The 15,177-nt window shown below is 63.1% G+C and carries 15 protein-coding genes and 1 tRNA gene; 5 read left to right on the forward strand and 11 right to left on the reverse strand.

What is annotated here, in order from left to right:
* Positions 1–168: 168 nt before the first annotated feature.
* A complete protein-coding gene (locus ABR989_RS08805) occupies positions 169–948 on the reverse strand; it encodes an enoyl-CoA hydratase/isomerase family protein (RefSeq protein WP_428127635.1) in 780 nt (259 codons plus the stop codon).
* A 157-nt stretch (positions 949–1,105) separates the two neighbouring features.
* On the opposite strand from ABR989_RS08805, the gene ABR989_RS08810 reads away from it, so the two are divergent.
* A complete protein-coding gene (locus ABR989_RS08810) occupies positions 1,106–1,585 on the forward strand; it encodes a hypothetical protein (protein WP_428127637.1) in 480 nt (159 codons plus the stop codon).
* 10 nt (positions 1,586–1,595) lie between these two features.
* Here the strand turns inward: ABR989_RS08810 and ABR989_RS08815 are convergent, their stop codons facing one another.
* From ABR989_RS08815 to ABR989_RS08850, 8 genes are all read right to left on the reverse strand, one after another.
* The gene (locus ABR989_RS08815) at positions 1,596–2,363 is read right to left on the reverse strand and encodes a class I SAM-dependent methyltransferase (protein ID WP_428127639.1); all 768 of its coding nucleotides are present in this window, start codon (positions 2,361–2,363) and stop codon (positions 1,596–1,598) included.
* A 27-nt stretch (positions 2,364–2,390) separates the two neighbouring features.
* A complete protein-coding gene (locus ABR989_RS08820; protein WP_428127640.1) occupies positions 2,391–2,582 on the reverse strand; it encodes a hypothetical protein in 192 nt (63 codons plus the stop codon).
* A 26-nt stretch (positions 2,583–2,608) separates the two neighbouring features.
* Positions 2,609–3,562 (reverse strand): class II fructose-bisphosphatase, encoded by a 954-nt coding sequence (gene glpX, locus ABR989_RS08825; protein WP_428127642.1) that lies wholly within the window; start codon positions 3,560–3,562, stop codon positions 2,609–2,611.
* 13 nt (positions 3,563–3,575) lie between these two features.
* Positions 3,576–4,805 (reverse strand): cofactor-independent phosphoglycerate mutase, encoded by a 1,230-nt coding sequence (locus tag ABR989_RS08830; RefSeq protein WP_428127644.1) that lies wholly within the window; start codon positions 4,803–4,805, stop codon positions 3,576–3,578.
* A 32-nt stretch (positions 4,806–4,837) separates the two neighbouring features.
* A complete protein-coding gene (gene thrC, locus ABR989_RS08835; protein ID WP_428127646.1) occupies positions 4,838–5,941 on the reverse strand; it encodes a threonine synthase in 1,104 nt (367 codons plus the stop codon).
* A 3-nt stretch (positions 5,942–5,944) separates the two neighbouring features.
* Positions 5,945–7,267, reverse strand: coding sequence for a homoserine dehydrogenase (locus ABR989_RS08840; RefSeq protein ID WP_428127648.1), 1,323 nt, complete (start codon positions 7,265–7,267; stop codon positions 5,945–5,947).
* Positions 7,268–7,281: 14 nt separating this feature from the next.
* Positions 7,282–8,511 carry an alanine transaminase gene (alaC, locus tag ABR989_RS08845; protein ID WP_428127725.1) on the reverse strand — a complete coding sequence of 410 codons (1,230 nt, stop codon included), beginning with the start codon at positions 8,509–8,511 and terminating at the stop codon, positions 7,282–7,284.
* A gap of 128 nt (positions 8,512–8,639) precedes the next feature.
* Positions 8,640–9,893 (reverse strand): MFS transporter, encoded by a 1,254-nt coding sequence (locus ABR989_RS08850; RefSeq protein WP_428127649.1) that lies wholly within the window; start codon positions 9,891–9,893, stop codon positions 8,640–8,642.
* A 290-nt stretch (positions 9,894–10,183) separates the two neighbouring features.
* Between ABR989_RS08850 and ABR989_RS08855 the strand changes: the two genes are divergently transcribed.
* From ABR989_RS08855 to ABR989_RS08865, 3 genes are all read left to right on the forward strand, one after another.
* Positions 10,184–11,608, forward strand: coding sequence for an ABC1 kinase family protein (locus ABR989_RS08855; protein ID WP_428127651.1), 1,425 nt, complete (start codon positions 10,184–10,186; stop codon positions 11,606–11,608).
* A 117-nt stretch (positions 11,609–11,725) separates the two neighbouring features.
* Positions 11,726–12,904 carry an acyl-CoA dehydrogenase family protein gene (locus tag ABR989_RS08860; protein WP_428127653.1) on the forward strand — a complete coding sequence of 393 codons (1,179 nt, stop codon included), beginning with the start codon at positions 11,726–11,728 and terminating at the stop codon, positions 12,902–12,904.
* A gap of 83 nt (positions 12,905–12,987) precedes the next feature.
* Entirely contained in the window at positions 12,988–13,821 is an 834-nt protein-coding gene (locus ABR989_RS08865; protein WP_428127655.1) for an inositol monophosphatase family protein, read from the forward strand.
* Positions 13,822–13,886: 65 nt separating this feature from the next.
* On the opposite strand, the gene ABR989_RS08870 is transcribed toward ABR989_RS08865, so the two are convergent.
* Positions 13,887–14,723, reverse strand: a complete 837-nt coding sequence (locus ABR989_RS08870) for a class I SAM-dependent methyltransferase (protein ID WP_428127657.1) — start codon at positions 14,721–14,723, stop codon at positions 13,887–13,889.
* A gap of 63 nt (positions 14,724–14,786) precedes the next feature.
* Here ABR989_RS08870 and ABR989_RS08875 point away from each other — a divergent pair.
* A tRNA-Arg gene (locus tag ABR989_RS08875) sits at positions 14,787–14,861 on the forward strand.
* Between the two features lie 33 nt (positions 14,862–14,894).
* Here the strand turns inward: ABR989_RS08875 and ABR989_RS08880 are convergent.
* Positions 14,895–15,068 carry a CsbD family protein gene (locus tag ABR989_RS08880; RefSeq protein WP_428127659.1) on the reverse strand — a complete coding sequence of 58 codons (174 nt, stop codon included), beginning with the start codon at positions 15,066–15,068 and terminating at the stop codon, positions 14,895–14,897.
* Positions 15,069–15,177 lie beyond the last annotated feature (109 nt).

A 15,177-nucleotide genomic window follows, 5' to 3' on the forward strand; every position in this document is an offset into this window, starting at 1 on the left:
GACTAACGCCGCCCGTGCGGCGGCGCGGTCCTTCTCTCTGGCCGGAGTTTCCCACAGGGGCTGGAAGTCGTCAACCCTCGCGCCCGCGCCGCTAATCGAGCCGTAGGGCCGCTGTGCGAGGCTGGCGAAAATCGAGAGCCGGGACGATCGCGCGCCGCCCCGCGAAGGCTACTTGTGCTGCCAGTTGGGCGGGCGTTTCTCGACGAATGCGCTCGTCCCCTCGACTCGATCCGCGCTGCCGAACACTACCCCGAACGCCTCCTGCTCGAAGCGCAGTCCGGCATCCTCTTCCATCGTGAAAGCGGCCCGCAGCGCGGCCTTCGCCTGGCGTAGCGCGACGGCGGATTTGCCCGCGAGTTTCTCTGCCAGCTTGCGCGCGCTTTCGATCAGGTCGCCAGGCGCCACGACCTGGTTTGCGAGGCCCAGTTCAAGCGCCGTCTTCGCGTCAAACATGTCGCCCGTCATGATCAGCTCGCGCGCCTTGTTATGGCCGATTCGATGCGGCAGGCGCTGCGTGCCGCCGAAGCCCGGAATGAGTCCGAGATTTATCTCGGGCTGGCCGAAACGCGCCTTTTCGCTTGCGACGATCAGGTCGCACGCGAGCGCAAGCTCCAGACCGCCGCCGAGCGCGAAGCCGTTGACCGCCGCAATGACCGGTATCGGCAGGTCCTCGAAACTTTCCATCACGCGATGGCCCAGGCGCGAAAAATCGAGTCCGTCAACAGCCGACATTTTCGACATCGCTGCGATATCCGCGCCTGCGACGAACGCCCGATCGCCCGCGCCTGTGACGATTAGCACGCGCACCGACGAGTCGTGGCGGACCTCGCGAATCACGCGCGCCATTTCCTCCAATACCTCGCGATTCAACGCGTTCAGCGCCCCCGGACGGTTGACGGTCAGGGTCGCAATCGCGGCTTTTTCGAAAATGATATTTTTGAGGTCCACCTGCCCACTCCTTGGAAAATCGCGACGCCCGCGCCGTGCCGCGAGTCCCGCACTTGTAGTTCCGCCCTGCGCGCTTTGACTGTCAACCCCCGCTGGAGCGCGAAGTTTGCCGGGCCGGCGCTTGCGTGAAACTCATCGCGCGCGAAACAATGCGCACGTGCCAGTCAAATCCAGAGATTATGCCGCCGCGAGCGTCGGCGAGATTGCCGGCTTGCTCGCTCTCGCAATCGTGCTCGTCGTTGCTTGCGGATGCACTCCGCAGGCGCAGCAATTTGTCGACAAGATTCGCGTTGAATCAACCGAGAAATGCAATGAAGGCAACCAGGCCGCCTGTCATACGATCGTGCAGGCGCTCAGCGACACCAAGGTTGCCATCGAATCCACCGCGCCGCTCGAGACGCAAACACCCGCCTGCAACGCCGGCAAACAGGACGCATGCCAACAGCTCGCGGTGCTGCACGGTGAGTTGAGCTCATGGTGCTCGATGGGCAACGGCCAGGCGTGCGCTGCCGTCAACACCGGTCCGTGGCCGGCGAAATGGGACGAGCCCGCGCTGATCGACGCGGCCAAGCTGACGTGTCTCAGCGGTCACTTCAAGCCGGATTCAAGCACCTGCCAGGCCTTGCAAATGATGTAGCGGCATCCGCTCAGGACGCGACGCGCTCGGCGACGATCACCATCCGCTTGCCGTACAGCAGCGCCGGCGACAGCACGTGGCCGATGATCTCGCGCGTGACCTCGTCGCGCGGTGGCCGATGGCCGGGCCGGCGCGCGTTGCGGGCGGATGCAGCCGCCGAAAATTTCATCGCCATCCACAGAATCGGGACGATCGGCGACATCGCCACCGAGGTGGGACTCCACCGGTCCGTGTAAACTTCGAGATGGTCAAAGCCCGCCAGACGCATCATGTATCGCGCGCGATAGTAATCGAGCATGAACGCGTGGCCGTGATAAACCCGCCCCGGATTTAGGCTGCGTGGCGTCTGAATCTCGTTCATCAAGCCGCGGCGCAGATTGCGCTGCCCGGTGAGAAAAGCGCTCGCCCGGGCCGACAGATGCATGAGGTTGGGCGTCGTCAGCACGATCTTCCCGCCCGGCCGGATCACGCGCGCACAATCGCGGATAAATCCCATCTGATCCTCAAGATGCTCGATCCCTTCGCGCGACAGCACGTAGTCGAAGGACTCGTCGCGAAACGGCAGCGCCTCGTTGGCATCCGCGCAGATCCATGCTGCCGCCGGTTGGCGCCGCGCCGCCGGAAAAAGATCGACCGAGACGACGCGGTAGCCCAAAGCCGACAGCGCGCGCGACTGGATCGCTCCGCCCGCCGGGATGTCGAGCACGATCCCCGGCTTCATCGCGCCGAACAGTCCGTGGCTTCGCCCGCGCCGGCGAACGACTACGTCACCCTCCATCGGCCGCGATTGCGAACCTGGCAAGGACTACTGCCGCTCTTCGAAGCCGAGTGAAATCATCATCTCGCGCAGCGATTGATCGACGACCAGGTACTCGGTGAGCGAGAAATACACGTGGCATCCGCGATGCGTTTCCCCGCCCGGGCGCTCCACGATTTTCAGCACCAGATCGCCGTTAATCATCACCGGCTTGTCATTCATCGTCACGCGCAGCCACATTTCCAGCTACCTTCCCGCAAGCCGGCTTAGTACTCGGGCTTGAAATCGAAACGATGAATCGCCTCGATGAAGCGGATCGTGCGCGTCTTCGAGCGCATCACGACACTATTGGTCATCGCGCCGCCGGAGAAGAATCGCACGCCGCGCAGGTAGTCGCCGGTGGTCACTCCCGTCGCCGCGAACATCACGTTATCTCCCGCCAGTTCCTCCAGCGTGTAGCGATGCTTCAAATCCATGATGCCCATCGCAAGGCACGCCTCCGCTTCCTCCGGGTTGCGCGGCACGAACCGGCACTGCATCTCGCCACCGGCGGAACGAATCGCGGCGCCGGCCAGCACGCCCTGATGCGCTCCGCCGATTCCGATCAGCATATCGATTTCGCTTTCCGGCCGCGTGGTGGCGATGGCGGCGGACAGGTCACCGGCCGAGATTATCTTGATCCCGGCGCCGGCGCGGCGCACTTCATTGATCAACTTCTCATGGCGCGGGCGATCGAGGATCGCGACCCGCAAATCCTCGACGTACACTTTTTTTGCTTCGGCCAGTGCTTTGAGATTGTCGGTCGGCGACCTGTCGATGTCGATCACGCCGCGCCCCGCTGACCCGCACGCGACCTTGTCCATGTAAGTATCGGGGCAGCGCAGGATTCGCCCGCGCTCCGCCAGCGCAACGCACGACAGCGCGTTGGGGCCGCCGGTCGCGCAGATCAGCGAGCCTTCGATGGCGTCGAGCGCGACGTCAATTTCGGTTCCCGCGCCGGTGCCGACGATTTCGCCCTCGTACAAAAACTCGGCGTCACCCTCTTTGCCTTCGCCGATCACTATTTTGCCGTCCATCGCGACCGAGTTCAGCGTCTTGCGCATCGCGTCGCACGCTGCTCGATCCGCCAGCCGCTCGTCGCCCTTGCCGATGAAACGCGCGGCCGCCAGCGCCGCAGCTTCCGTCGCACGTACCACTTCGAGGGCAAGATTCCGTTCCATCCGGGCCTCCAGGTCAGTTCGATGCGGTCTTCAACGGGTGTCCGAACAAAAATTCTATCAGGTGATAGCCGTCGCCGACGAGCAGGCCCGTCGCCGTGCCGTCGCTTTCGGTGTAGCGGCGCGGCACGCCGCCGCCCGATTTCGACTGCGCCGACGTCATCAGCGCGAACGGGACTGGTTCCGGCGAATGAGTCTTGAGCTGGCTCGGCGTCGCGTGATCCGGCATCAGCAGAATCGCAAAATCGCCCAAGCCGCCCAGCCCCGCGAGCATCGGGCCGATAATCAACTCGTCGATGCGCTCGATCGCTTCCTTCTTCAGATCGGCGCGGCCCATGTGACCGGCCTCGTCGGGCGCCTCGATATGCAGCAGCAGAAAGTCGCGCGATTTGAGCGATTCGAGACCGTAACGCGCCTTTGCGGCATAATCGGTATCGAGAAATCCGGTCGCTCCCGGAACTTTGATCAGGCTCAGTCCGGCCAGCCGGCCGAGCCCGTTGACCAGATCGACGGCCGATATCACCGAGCCCTCGACGCCGAAGCGTTCCTTCAGCGTCGGCACCTCGGGCCGCGTGCCCTGCCCCCAAAACCACGCCGAAGTCGCCTCGGTTTTGCCGGCAGCGCGGCGCGCCTTGTTCACCGGATGCTCGCGCAAAATCTCCGCCGAACGCCGCATCAGATCGCGGAGCAAATCTGCCCCCGCGCCCTTGGGCAGATACGCTTCGACGGGCTTGCCCGTGATGTCGTGCGGGGGCGTGAGATTCGTCGTCGCGATTCCGCCGCGCCACATCATCAGATGCCGGTAGCTGACGCCGTTGAAAAACTCGATTCCGCCGCCGGCCAGTTCTCTTTGCAGGTCGGCGACGATCTGCGCGGCCTCTTCGCTCGTAATATGGCCCGACGTGAAATCGTTCATTATCATCGCGCCGCCGTCACCCGGCTTCAGCGACACGAGATTCATTCGAAACACCACGTCACGCGGCCCCATCTCGATTCCCTGGCTCGCCGCTTCGATTGGCGCGCGCCCGGTATGATAGTGCGCCGGGTCGTAACCAAGCATCGTCATCGTACCGACGTCGCTGCCCGGGGGCATTCCCTTGGGAATCGTCGCGACCATCCCGAGCGTCCCGCGCGTCGCCATCAGGTCCATGTTGGGCTTGTGCGCTGCCGCAAGCGGCGTCTTGCCGCCAAGTTCCTCGCACGGCCAATCGGCCATCCCGTCGCCGTGTATGATGACGTACTTCATCGCATCGATCGGTCCGCTCCGAGTCGCGCCGCTTATTCGCGCTCGAGAACTTTCATCACTTTCGCGAGGTCCGGTTCGACGACGATCGTGTTGCTCAAGTTCTTGAGCGCCGTGTCGGGATCCTTCAAGCCGTGTCCCGTCAGCGTGCACACGACGACCGCGCCCGGCTTGAGCATCCCGGCGCCCGCGTATTTGAGCAGCCCCGCGACCGCCGCGGCCGACGCCGGCTCCGCGAACACGCCGCCGCTGGCGATCAAGCGATACGCCGCGAGGATCTCCGAATCGGTGACGATGTCGATAATCCCGCCCGACTCGTCGCGTGCGTTGGTCGCGCCCTTCCAGCTCGCGGGATTGCCGATTTTGATCGCCGTCGCAATGGTATGCGGATCGTCAATCGGATGGCCGACCACAATCGGCGCCGACTCGGCCGCCTGGTAGCCCATCATCTTCGGCAGCCGCCCGCTCAATCCTAACGATTTATATTCCTGGTAGCCGGCCCAGTAGGCCGTAATATTGCCAGCGTTGCCGACCGGCAGGAAATGATGCGTCGGCGCGTCGCCCAATTGATCGCAAATCTCGAACGCCGCCGTTTTCTGCCCCGCGATTCGATCGGGATTGATACTGTTGACCAGCCGAATCCTGACCGGATCCCGCTCCGCGAGGTCGCGCACCAACTTCAGGCAGATGTCGAAGTTGCCGATCACCTCGAGCACCCGCGCGCCATGCATCACGCTTTGCGACAGCTTGCCAAGCGCCACCGCACCCTTGGGAATCAGCACATACGCCTTCAGCCCCGCGCGGCCCGCGTATGCCGCCGCGGACGCCGCCGTGTTCCCGGTCGAGGCGCAGATTACCGCGCGGGCGCCCTCGCCCAACGCCTTCGAAATCGCCAGCGTCATGCCCCGGTCTTTGAACGAGCCGGTCGGGTTGGCCCCTTCGAACTTAAAGTAAACCTTGATGTTTAGCCCGAGCCGCTCTGCAAGCGCGGGCACCTCAATAAGCGGCGTGTTGCCTTCGTTCAGCGTGACGACCGGCGTCGAATCCGTCACCGGCAGGAAGCGGCGGTAATGCTCGATCAGTCCGGGCCAGTAAGACAACCGCTGCTGTTTGGATCCGCGCTTGGAGTCCGACGCCATCGCCTAGAGCTTCTCCTCGATTCGGATAAACGCGGGCGCCGACTGCACGATTTTCTTCCTTCGAATCTCCGCCAGCGCGCGTTTCAGGCCGCGCTCGGGCGCGTCATGGGTCCGCATGATAACCGGCACCGTCTGCGCCGTTCCGCGACCCTTCTGGATCACCGACGCGATCGAAAGCCCGTGACTGCCGAGCACCGACGCGATGGCGCCGAGCACCCCCGGCTTATCGCGCGCCATGAACCGCAGATAATACTCGCATACCACGTCGTCCATCGGCTTGACACTGGCGCCCTTCATCAGGTGGATCGGAAATCCAAACGCGTGCGCTCGCGCCGAGCCTTCGGCCAGACGATGGCGCGCGATTTCCAGTATGTCGGCCATTACCGCCGTCGCCGTAGGCATCTCGCCCGCGCCGAGCCCGGAATACATTGTCGCGCCGAGCGCGTCGCCGTGGATATAGATCGCATTGTACGCGCCGCCGACGCCGGCCAGCAGATGGCGTTGCGGGATCATCGTGGGATGCACCCGCGCCTCGATGGCGCCGTCGTCATCCTTGCCTATGGCGAGCAGTTTGATCGCGTAGCCAAGCTCGCGCGCGTACGCGATGTCCGCCTGCGTAATCCGCGTGATCCCTTCGGTATAAATCTGCGCCGGTTTCACCATCACGCCAAAGGCAAGCGCCACCAGCAGGCAAAGTTTGTGGGCCGAATCATGCCCCTCGACATCGAGCGCGGGGTTCTTCTCGGCCAGGCCCTTACACTGCGCGTCGGCGAGTGCGGCGCCAAACTCGACGCCCTCCTCCGTCATCGTGGTGAGTATCGAATTGCAGGTGCCGTTGACGATTCCATAAGCCGCGCGTTGGCGATCGCCCGCCAGTGCCTCGCGCAGGGTGCGGACGATCGGTATACCGCCGCCGACGCTTGCCTCGAAACCGACTGCCAGGCCGCGCCTGCCGGCCTCGCGAAAAATCTCGCCGCCATGCTCTGCGAGCAAAGCTTTGTTCGCGGTAACGACGTCCTTGCCCGCCGCCAGAGCCTTCATGATCAGTGCGCGGGCTGGTTCGTGGCCGCCAAACAGCTCGACCACGATATCGATATCGGGACGCGTGACAACCGCCGCGGCGTCGCGCGTAATCAATTTCGCCGGCACCCCAAGCGCGGCGACGAGCTTGACCCTCAGATCCGCCACCGCAGCCAACTGAACCGGTGCGCCGAGCATGCGTTCGTATTTGTCGCGGTTGCGCAGGATCAGCTTCACCACGCCGCCGCCCACAGTACCGCATCCGAGCAGAGCAATCCGTATCGGTCTCAATTTGTTCCCGCTCATTTTTGCGATTGCCCTTATGAGGCGCTGGCCGTGCGCACCCCAATATCGGCGTGGCCGGCCCTCAGTGCGTGACGAATTCCGCGGAGCGCCTGGCGGGTGCGATGCTCGTTCTCGATGAGCGCGAAGCGCACGAATCCGTCGCCGTCCTGTCCGAAGCCGATCCCCGGCGAAACCGCGACCTTGGCCTCAGCCAGCAGAAACTTCGCGAACTCCAGCGAACCCATCGCGCGGAACGGCTCCGGGATCGGCGCCCACACGAACATCGTCGCCTTGGGTTTCTCCACCGGCCAGCCGGCCCGGTTGAGTCCGTCCACCAGCACGTCGCGCCGCCGCTTGTACCTCGCGACGATCTCGGCGACGCACTCCTGCGGTCCATTGAGCGCCGCGATCGCGGCGACCTGCACCGGCGCGAACATCCCGTAGTCAAAGTACGATTTCAGCCGCGCCAGCGCCGCGATCATCTCGCGATTGCCGACCGCGAAGCCCACCCGCCAGCCCGGCATGTTGTAGCTCTTCGACAGGGTGAAGAACTCGACGCCGACATCCTTGGCGCCCGCCACCTGCATCATCGACGGCGCCTTGTAACCGTCGAAGCACAGGTCCGCGTACGCGAAGTCCTGCGCGACCATGATGTTGTTTTCGCGGGCGAACTCGACCACCCGCTGCATGAAGTGCAAATCGACGGTCGCAGTGGTCGGGTTGTGCGGGAAGTTCATGATCAGGAACTTGGGCCGCGGCCAGCATCGATTCACCGCCGCCATCAACTCGTCGAAAAATTCCTCTCCGCGCCGGATCGGGACGCCCTGCACCTGCGCGCCGGCAATGATGCATCCGTATTGATGAATCGGATACGTCGGCGTCGGCGCAAGCACCACGTCGCCCTGGTCGAGAATCGCCAGCGTCAGGTGCGCGATCCCTTCCTTCGATCCGATCGTAACGATCGCTTCCGAATCGGGATCGAGTTCGACGCCGTAGCGCCGCTTGTACCAATCGCAGATCGCAAGCCGCAGCTTGTACACACCGCGCGAGACCGAGTAGCGATGGTTGGCGTTCTTGGAGGCCGCCTCGATCAGCTTCGCCACGATATGCGGGGGAGTCGGCTCGTCGGGATTTCCCATCCCGAAATCGATAATGTCCTCGCCGGCTCGCCGCGCCTTGAGGCACAATTCTCCGATCGCGTTGAAGACGTAGGGTGGCAGCCGTTTTATTCGTGGAAAATCCATTTTACTCTTGCGGTTGGCGATTATGCGCGGACTCCGCGTCCGCTAAATGCGCGAGCTATAAGTTTTAACGGACGCCCGGCTGCGCCGCTAGTAGGCGCGTAACGCGGTGGCGCAGGCGGCGCGTCAGTGCGACACCCCCGTGACTCGGATCACTTCGCCGGGCGCGCCAGCGCGGCCTCTTCGCTCGCGCGCCGGCGCGTCGCCCAATACACGGGCGCCGCGCACACTGATATCAGCCCCGCGATCTGCCATTCGAACGGTATCCCCGCCGTATCCGCGATTCGCCCGGCAAACAGCAATCCCATCGCGCCACCCATCGTCTGGAACGTGGAGTTGAATGACAACAGCGTCGCGCGATTGCCCGCTTCGATCTGCTCGTTGAACCAGCCCTGAACCACCGGCATCATCGCCCCCGTGAACAGATTCATCACGAACAGCATCGCGAGCGAAACCAACGGACGTCCGCCGAACAGCCCCGCCAGGAACAGCATCGCGCTCGCTCCGATAACCAGCATGCTCACGCGGGCGGCGCGCTTCGATTCGTCGCCCCGGATCCGCGCGCTTACCTCCGCGCCGACCAGTCGCGCCGCAGACAGACCGCAATAGATCCAGCCGACGATCCACACGCCAACCGCCAGCCTCTCGTTGAACATCACCGGCCATTCGATCCAATACGGCGCCCACGCCGCAAATGTAACTGCGCCCGCCACACTCAGCATGAGGACCGTATGCGCGCCCAGTCCGGCGCGGATGCCGTCGCCCACGTTCGCGGCGACCTGCCGCGGGATCGCCGCGATTCTGACTGTCCTGGCGCGTGGACGCTCGTCGTGCATCAGGAATGCGCCGACCGCACCGCTGACCAGATAGCCGGCTGCGCCGAGCAGCCACGGCCATGCGATATCGATGTCGGCCACGTACGCGCCGATCATCGCCGATCCCATGAAGCCCAGCGTCGTCAGTTGCGAGATTCGCGAGAACAGCCGGTCCTTGAGCCCGTCGTACCCTGCCTCATCGAGCGCATCGACCCCCCAAGCGTCAATCGCGCCGTTGCCGAATGTCGTGCCGATACCGTCGATGCTCTCGGCGATCAGGAACACGTAGTAATGATGCGCCAGGAAGTACAGGAGAAACGCGCAGACCCGCAGCGATGCGCCGAGCACGTACGAGCGGCGCCTGCCGAGCAGATCGGCGAACGCACCGGTGGGCACGTCGGTCAGAAACAGGACGACGAAGTACGTCGCCAGTACGCTGTTTATCTGGAACTGGTTGAGCCCGCGCGAACGCAGAAAGATCGGATAGACGCCGAACAGAAACCCGCCGGCGAACGAGTACAGACCCCATACCGTGTAGTAGCGGCGGATGATGTCACGAATAGTCGGAGCATGCGGTCGTGCGATTTCCACGGAAATTTCCCCGCCCAGTATCCCGCGCCGAAAGAAAAAGCCCCGGGGCTCTCAAGCGCCCGAGGCTTTTTAGAGCCAAGTATCGATGTCCGTCTCAATTCACGAGGAACCTCACTGAATCGGGGAGGACGCGACGTACATCACCACTCGGCTTCATGGCGCCAGAGTAATTGAGCGGCTAATCATCAGTCAAGCCGCTTCTCACGGAGCAAAACGGGCGCGCTGTTCTCAGAATCGCACGCATAACATAGGATTTAACCTTCACTTGACGAGACTGAACCCTGGTCCGCATGAGCAACCCGAGCATCGACCGCAGCTTCGATTTTCCCGCCGACGTGCCCGAACCCGGACTCGCGACGCGAGCGTGGCGCTTTTCCAACGTGGTATCGCTCGCGGCGCGCGTGTACGCGGGCTACAAAGGCACCCAGCTCTGGACGCGCTTTGTCAGCGATCGCAACAAGGCCGAACTCTATCGCCGCCAGGATCTTCGCGCGGCGCAAGCTCTCAACCGCACTTCAATCCGCCTGGAAGGTTTGCTCATCAAGGCATGCCAGTTCATCGCAACTCGCGCCGACGTGCTTCCCGACGAGTGGGTATCCACGCTCTCCGGCCTGCACGATCGCGTCCCGCCGCGGCCGTTTGCCATGATCCGCGAACAGATCGAGCGCGAACTCCGCCGGCCGCTCGAGGGCGTTTACGCCGAGTTCGATCCCGCGCCGCTGGCGTCGGCATCGCTCGCGCAGGTGCATCAGGCACGCCTTCACGACGGCCGTCGATGCGCGGTCAAGGTGCAGTATCCGGGAATCGACGGGATCGTCCGCGCCGATCTCCGCAACATGACGCTGGTGCTGCGATGGCTCGCGAAGCTCGAGCACGACTTCGACTATCGGATCCTGATGCGCGAGGCGCTCAAGTACATCCCGATGGAGCTGGACTTCGATCACGAGGCCGACAACTCCGCAACGATGCGCCGCAACTTCGCCGCGGATTCCGGCGTGATGGTCCCCGAGGTCTATCGCGAGTTCACCACGCGACGCGTGCTCACGATGGAACTGGTCGAAGGAATCAAGGTCACCGATGTCGACGCGCTCGAGCGGGCGGGCATCGACAAGCACGCGGTCGCGCAGAAACTGATCGAGATTTTCTGCGACCAGGTCCTGCGCGACGGCTTTTTCCACGCCGATCCGCATCCCGGCAACATCCTTGTTCAGCCCGGCCCCCGGATCGTGCTGCTCGACTTCGGCCTGGCCAAGGATTTTCCGCCCGCGTTCCGCGACGGCATCGTGCGGCTGACGTTTTCGATCCTTACTTCGAATCGCGATGGAATCGTCGCCGCATTCACAGAGCTGGGCTTTCGCACGCGCACCGGCTCGCCCGACACGCTGCTGGCATTTTCCGATTTGTTTCTCGGCAACACCATCAAGGCGAGGAAGGCTTACGCGGACAAGGACCTGGTCGAAGAGTTCTCGGAAGAGCTTCCGCGTGCGATTCGCGCCAATCCCGTGGTCGAAGTCCCCGCCGACGTTTTGCTTGTCGGCCGCATGATGGGTCTGCTGAGCGGACTGGGCAAAACACTCGACTCGCAAGTCGATCTGTTCGCGACGATCATGCCGTATGCGCAACGCCTCATGAGGGCGCAGGCGGCCCCCGCGCCTGTCGGCGGTATTTTCGACCCCGCTGCCGACGCTCCCGCGGACACTCCGGCCGGCAAGTAGGCCGGTTTCGCCGCGCTCCGCTTTCATGGCACTGTTTTGCCGAGCTGATTTTTTTGTTTCGCGGATGCGGCCCAAATGCTGCCGCCCTACCGACTTTGACGATGCGGAGTCCAACTGATGTCTGATCGACGCAATAAACTTGTGCCACTCGCAGCGGAGCTCGCGGCCGACTTTGCCATTCGCGCCGGCGAACACGACCGCGCCAATTCATTCCCGGTCGAAAACGTCGATAAAATGAAAGCGGCCGGATACACCGCGCTCGTCATTCCCGAAAAATACGGCGGACTCGGCGCTGACCTCGAGGATTTTGCGCTCTGCCAGGAACAGCTCGCGCAGGGATGCGCCGCGACCACGATCGCAATCAATATGCATCTGTTCGGCATCGGCAGCATGGTCGAACGCGCCACCGGCCGCCCGCAGGAGGAATTGTTCTTCGACGTTATCGGGCGCGGCCGGCAAATCCTCGGCGGCGGTATCAGCGAACCCGAGACCGGCGGCGATTGGGGCTACTTCGCCACCCGCGCGCAGCGCGACGGCGCGACTTATGTTCTCAACGGCCGCAAAACCTTCACCAGCCTCTCACCCGTGATCGATCTGTTCATGGTTATGGCGACGATCGAGGACTCGAATCCCCCCGCCGCCGCCACCTTCGTCGTGCCGCGCGGCACTCCCGGCTTCGAGCTGGTCGAAACCTGGGACGCGATGGGGATGCGGGCGACGGCCAGCCACGACCTGGTGATCAAAGATGTCCGCGTGCCCGCGATCGCGATGGCGGAATCGCGGCCCATCGGTCCCGTCAACGACCAGGCGATTTCGCTGTTTGCATGGTTCGGTATTTCCGTCGCCGCGACCTATACCGGCGTGGCGATTGCCGCGCTGAAATTCGCCAAAGAATTTGCCGGCCGCCTCAAACCCCTCGCAATGCCGCGGACGATCAAATATTTGCCCGGCGTTCAGTTCGCCATCGCCGAGGCCGAAGCGCTGATCGCCCAGTCGCGCGCGCTCTATCTCGGCGTCGCCCGCGACTACATTCGCGATCGCGATTCATTCAAGGGCGAGACGGGATTGGCGCGAGTCGTGATGCCGAAGTATGTCGCGACCAACAACGCGATACGCGCGGTTGACCACTGCATGGAGGTCGTCGGCGCGCACGGGATGCTGAAAAAATTTCCCATGGAGCGCTACTACCGCGACGTTCGCGCCGGCCCGAATCATCCCCTGTCCAACGCCCGCGCGCGCGAGCTGCTCGGCAAGGTCGCGCTCGGCGTGGGCCTGGCCGAGACGCCGCGCTGGTAGATGCGAAACCGTGTCGCGCGTTGTCGATTGATCTGCGCGTCGCGCTGGACGCTTCCCCCCGCGAGTAATATCGTTCCAAAGCTGTGAACAATGAAATCGAACAGGTTGCGCTCCGCGCCGCGCGTGCCGCCGGCAGAATCCATCTCAAACGGCTCAGCAGAATAACAATAAATCGCAAGTCGAACTCGATAGATCTTGTCACCGAAGCCGACCGCGAATCGGAAGCCGCAATCATCGATGTGATCCATCGCGCGTTTCCAACCCATGCGATCCTCGCGGAGGAAAGCGGCGCCAGCGCGCATCAAAGCGACCATCGATGGATTATCGATCCGCTCGACGGCACCACCAACTTCGCGCACGGCTATCCGCAATTCTGCGTATCGATCGCGTACGAACGGCGCGGCCGCGTGCAGTTCGGCGTAGTCTTCGACGCGCTGAAAAAAGAATGCTTCATCGCCCAGCGCGGACAGGGCGCGCGCTTGAACGGCAAGCCGATTCGCGTCAGCACGACGCCAAACCTCTGCGCCGCGCTGCTGTGCACCGGATTCGCTTACGACCGGCGCGAACGCCGGCGCTTCTATCTCTGCTTCTGGGAAGAACTCATGACGCGTGCGCAAGGCGTGCGACGCACCGGGTCAGCCGCGCTCGATCTCGCCTACGTCGCGGCGGGACGCACCGATGGATTCTGGGAGTTCGGGCTCCGCCCCTGGGACGTGGCAGCCGGCGCAATCCTCGTCGAGGAAGCACGCGGACGCGTGAGCAACATGGACGCCTCCGAGCTTGACCTTGCCGGCGCGAATATCGTGGCGACCAACGGCCGGCTGCATGAACAGCTCATCGAAGCGATTGCTCAGGCGCGGCCGGAAGCCGACCGGCGCCAGGCCGAGATGCTTCGTGAGACCAAGGCCTCAGCGTAGAAATACTTGCTTGATTTTCGCAGCACGCCACAGATGAACGCGCAGATTCGACGCGCGACCCGCGACTAGCGCCGCGCGATGAACATCCCGGTATCCTTGCTGATTCGAATTTCGCCGCGCGCCGCGATTTCATTCTCAAGATGCCGCCGCAAGTCGGCAATCTGTTCGTTGGTGACTCTGCTTCGCACGCGCATCGAGCAGATATAGTCCATCAACGGCGCAGCTTCGGTCACAACCAGCGAGTCGGGGTAGCGTTCGAGCTTCACCTCGCCGAAAGCCCGGCGCATGTAAGCCTCGCCGCTCTCGAGGCCAAATCGCGCAGTCGCTTCCGTCATTCGCGGGACCGAAAAAAAGCGCGCCGCAAGTTCGTCGATCTCTCGCATGTTCGCTACTCCCATCGTGGCCGCATAGCAGAACCCTGACGGCTTGAGCACGCGCCGAACCTCGCCAAGAGCGCGTGGAATGTCGGGCACATGGTAGAGCATGTGATTCGCGATCACCGCGTCGAACGATGCGTCGCGAAACGCAAGCGCCTGCGCGTCGGCCTGTGCGAAGGTAAACGGATGGCCCAGCCGCGCGAGGTTGGCGCGCGTTTCGCGGATCATCCCGCCCGACATATCGGTTAGAACCACGCGCCATCCCGCAGGAACCTGCACCGAACTGCGCCACAATATGCCGGTGCCGCAGCCGAGCTCGAGTACGCTCGCGTTTTCAGGAATCCGAAAACAATCGAACATCCAACGCATCAGCCCGTAGCGATTGGTGCTGAAGCGCTGATGCAGCCGTATCCGCGCCGACAGGTTGGAGCCGTCCTTGTATTGCTCGCGCAGCAGCCGCCCAGAGTCGGTGTCGGTGTTTGTCGCCATCGCCGCGATGTTGGCGCGCGAATCCTTTTGCGTCAATCCATCGCGCTTTCTTGTCAGCTGCGATTCCTTGATATAGTGCTTGCGTCTGCGGCGCCGTTCGCCCCGGTAGTGAAAAGGACATCACGGAGGTCTCCGGAACCTCAAGTCCGGGTTCGATTCCCGGCCGGGGCACCAAAGTCCGGAAAACACCTCCAGCACACAAGATTGTCAGACGTTTCTGTTCACAGCATTCTTTGCCTTGTCGACCACGCGCTCCACGGTCTTTTTGATCTTGCCGGTGGCTTGGTCGAGCTTCCCTTCCCTCTTTAGACGTTTGTCATCTGTCAAAGCCCCAACTGCTTCTTTCACACGGCCTTTGATCTTGTCGCTCGTTCCGCTCATTACACTGTACTCCTCTTGGTCAAGGCCATTGCTGGCCAGCGTTAAGGTTCGCCAAATACATCTGCGCTGCTCGTCCGGTCACGATAAGCCGAGGCGCTGCCGCGTTGGA

Source organism: Binatus soli (SeqCode) (assembly GCF_050015535.1).
Lineage (GTDB): Bacteria > Desulfobacterota > Binatia > Binatales > Binataceae > Binatus > Binatus soli.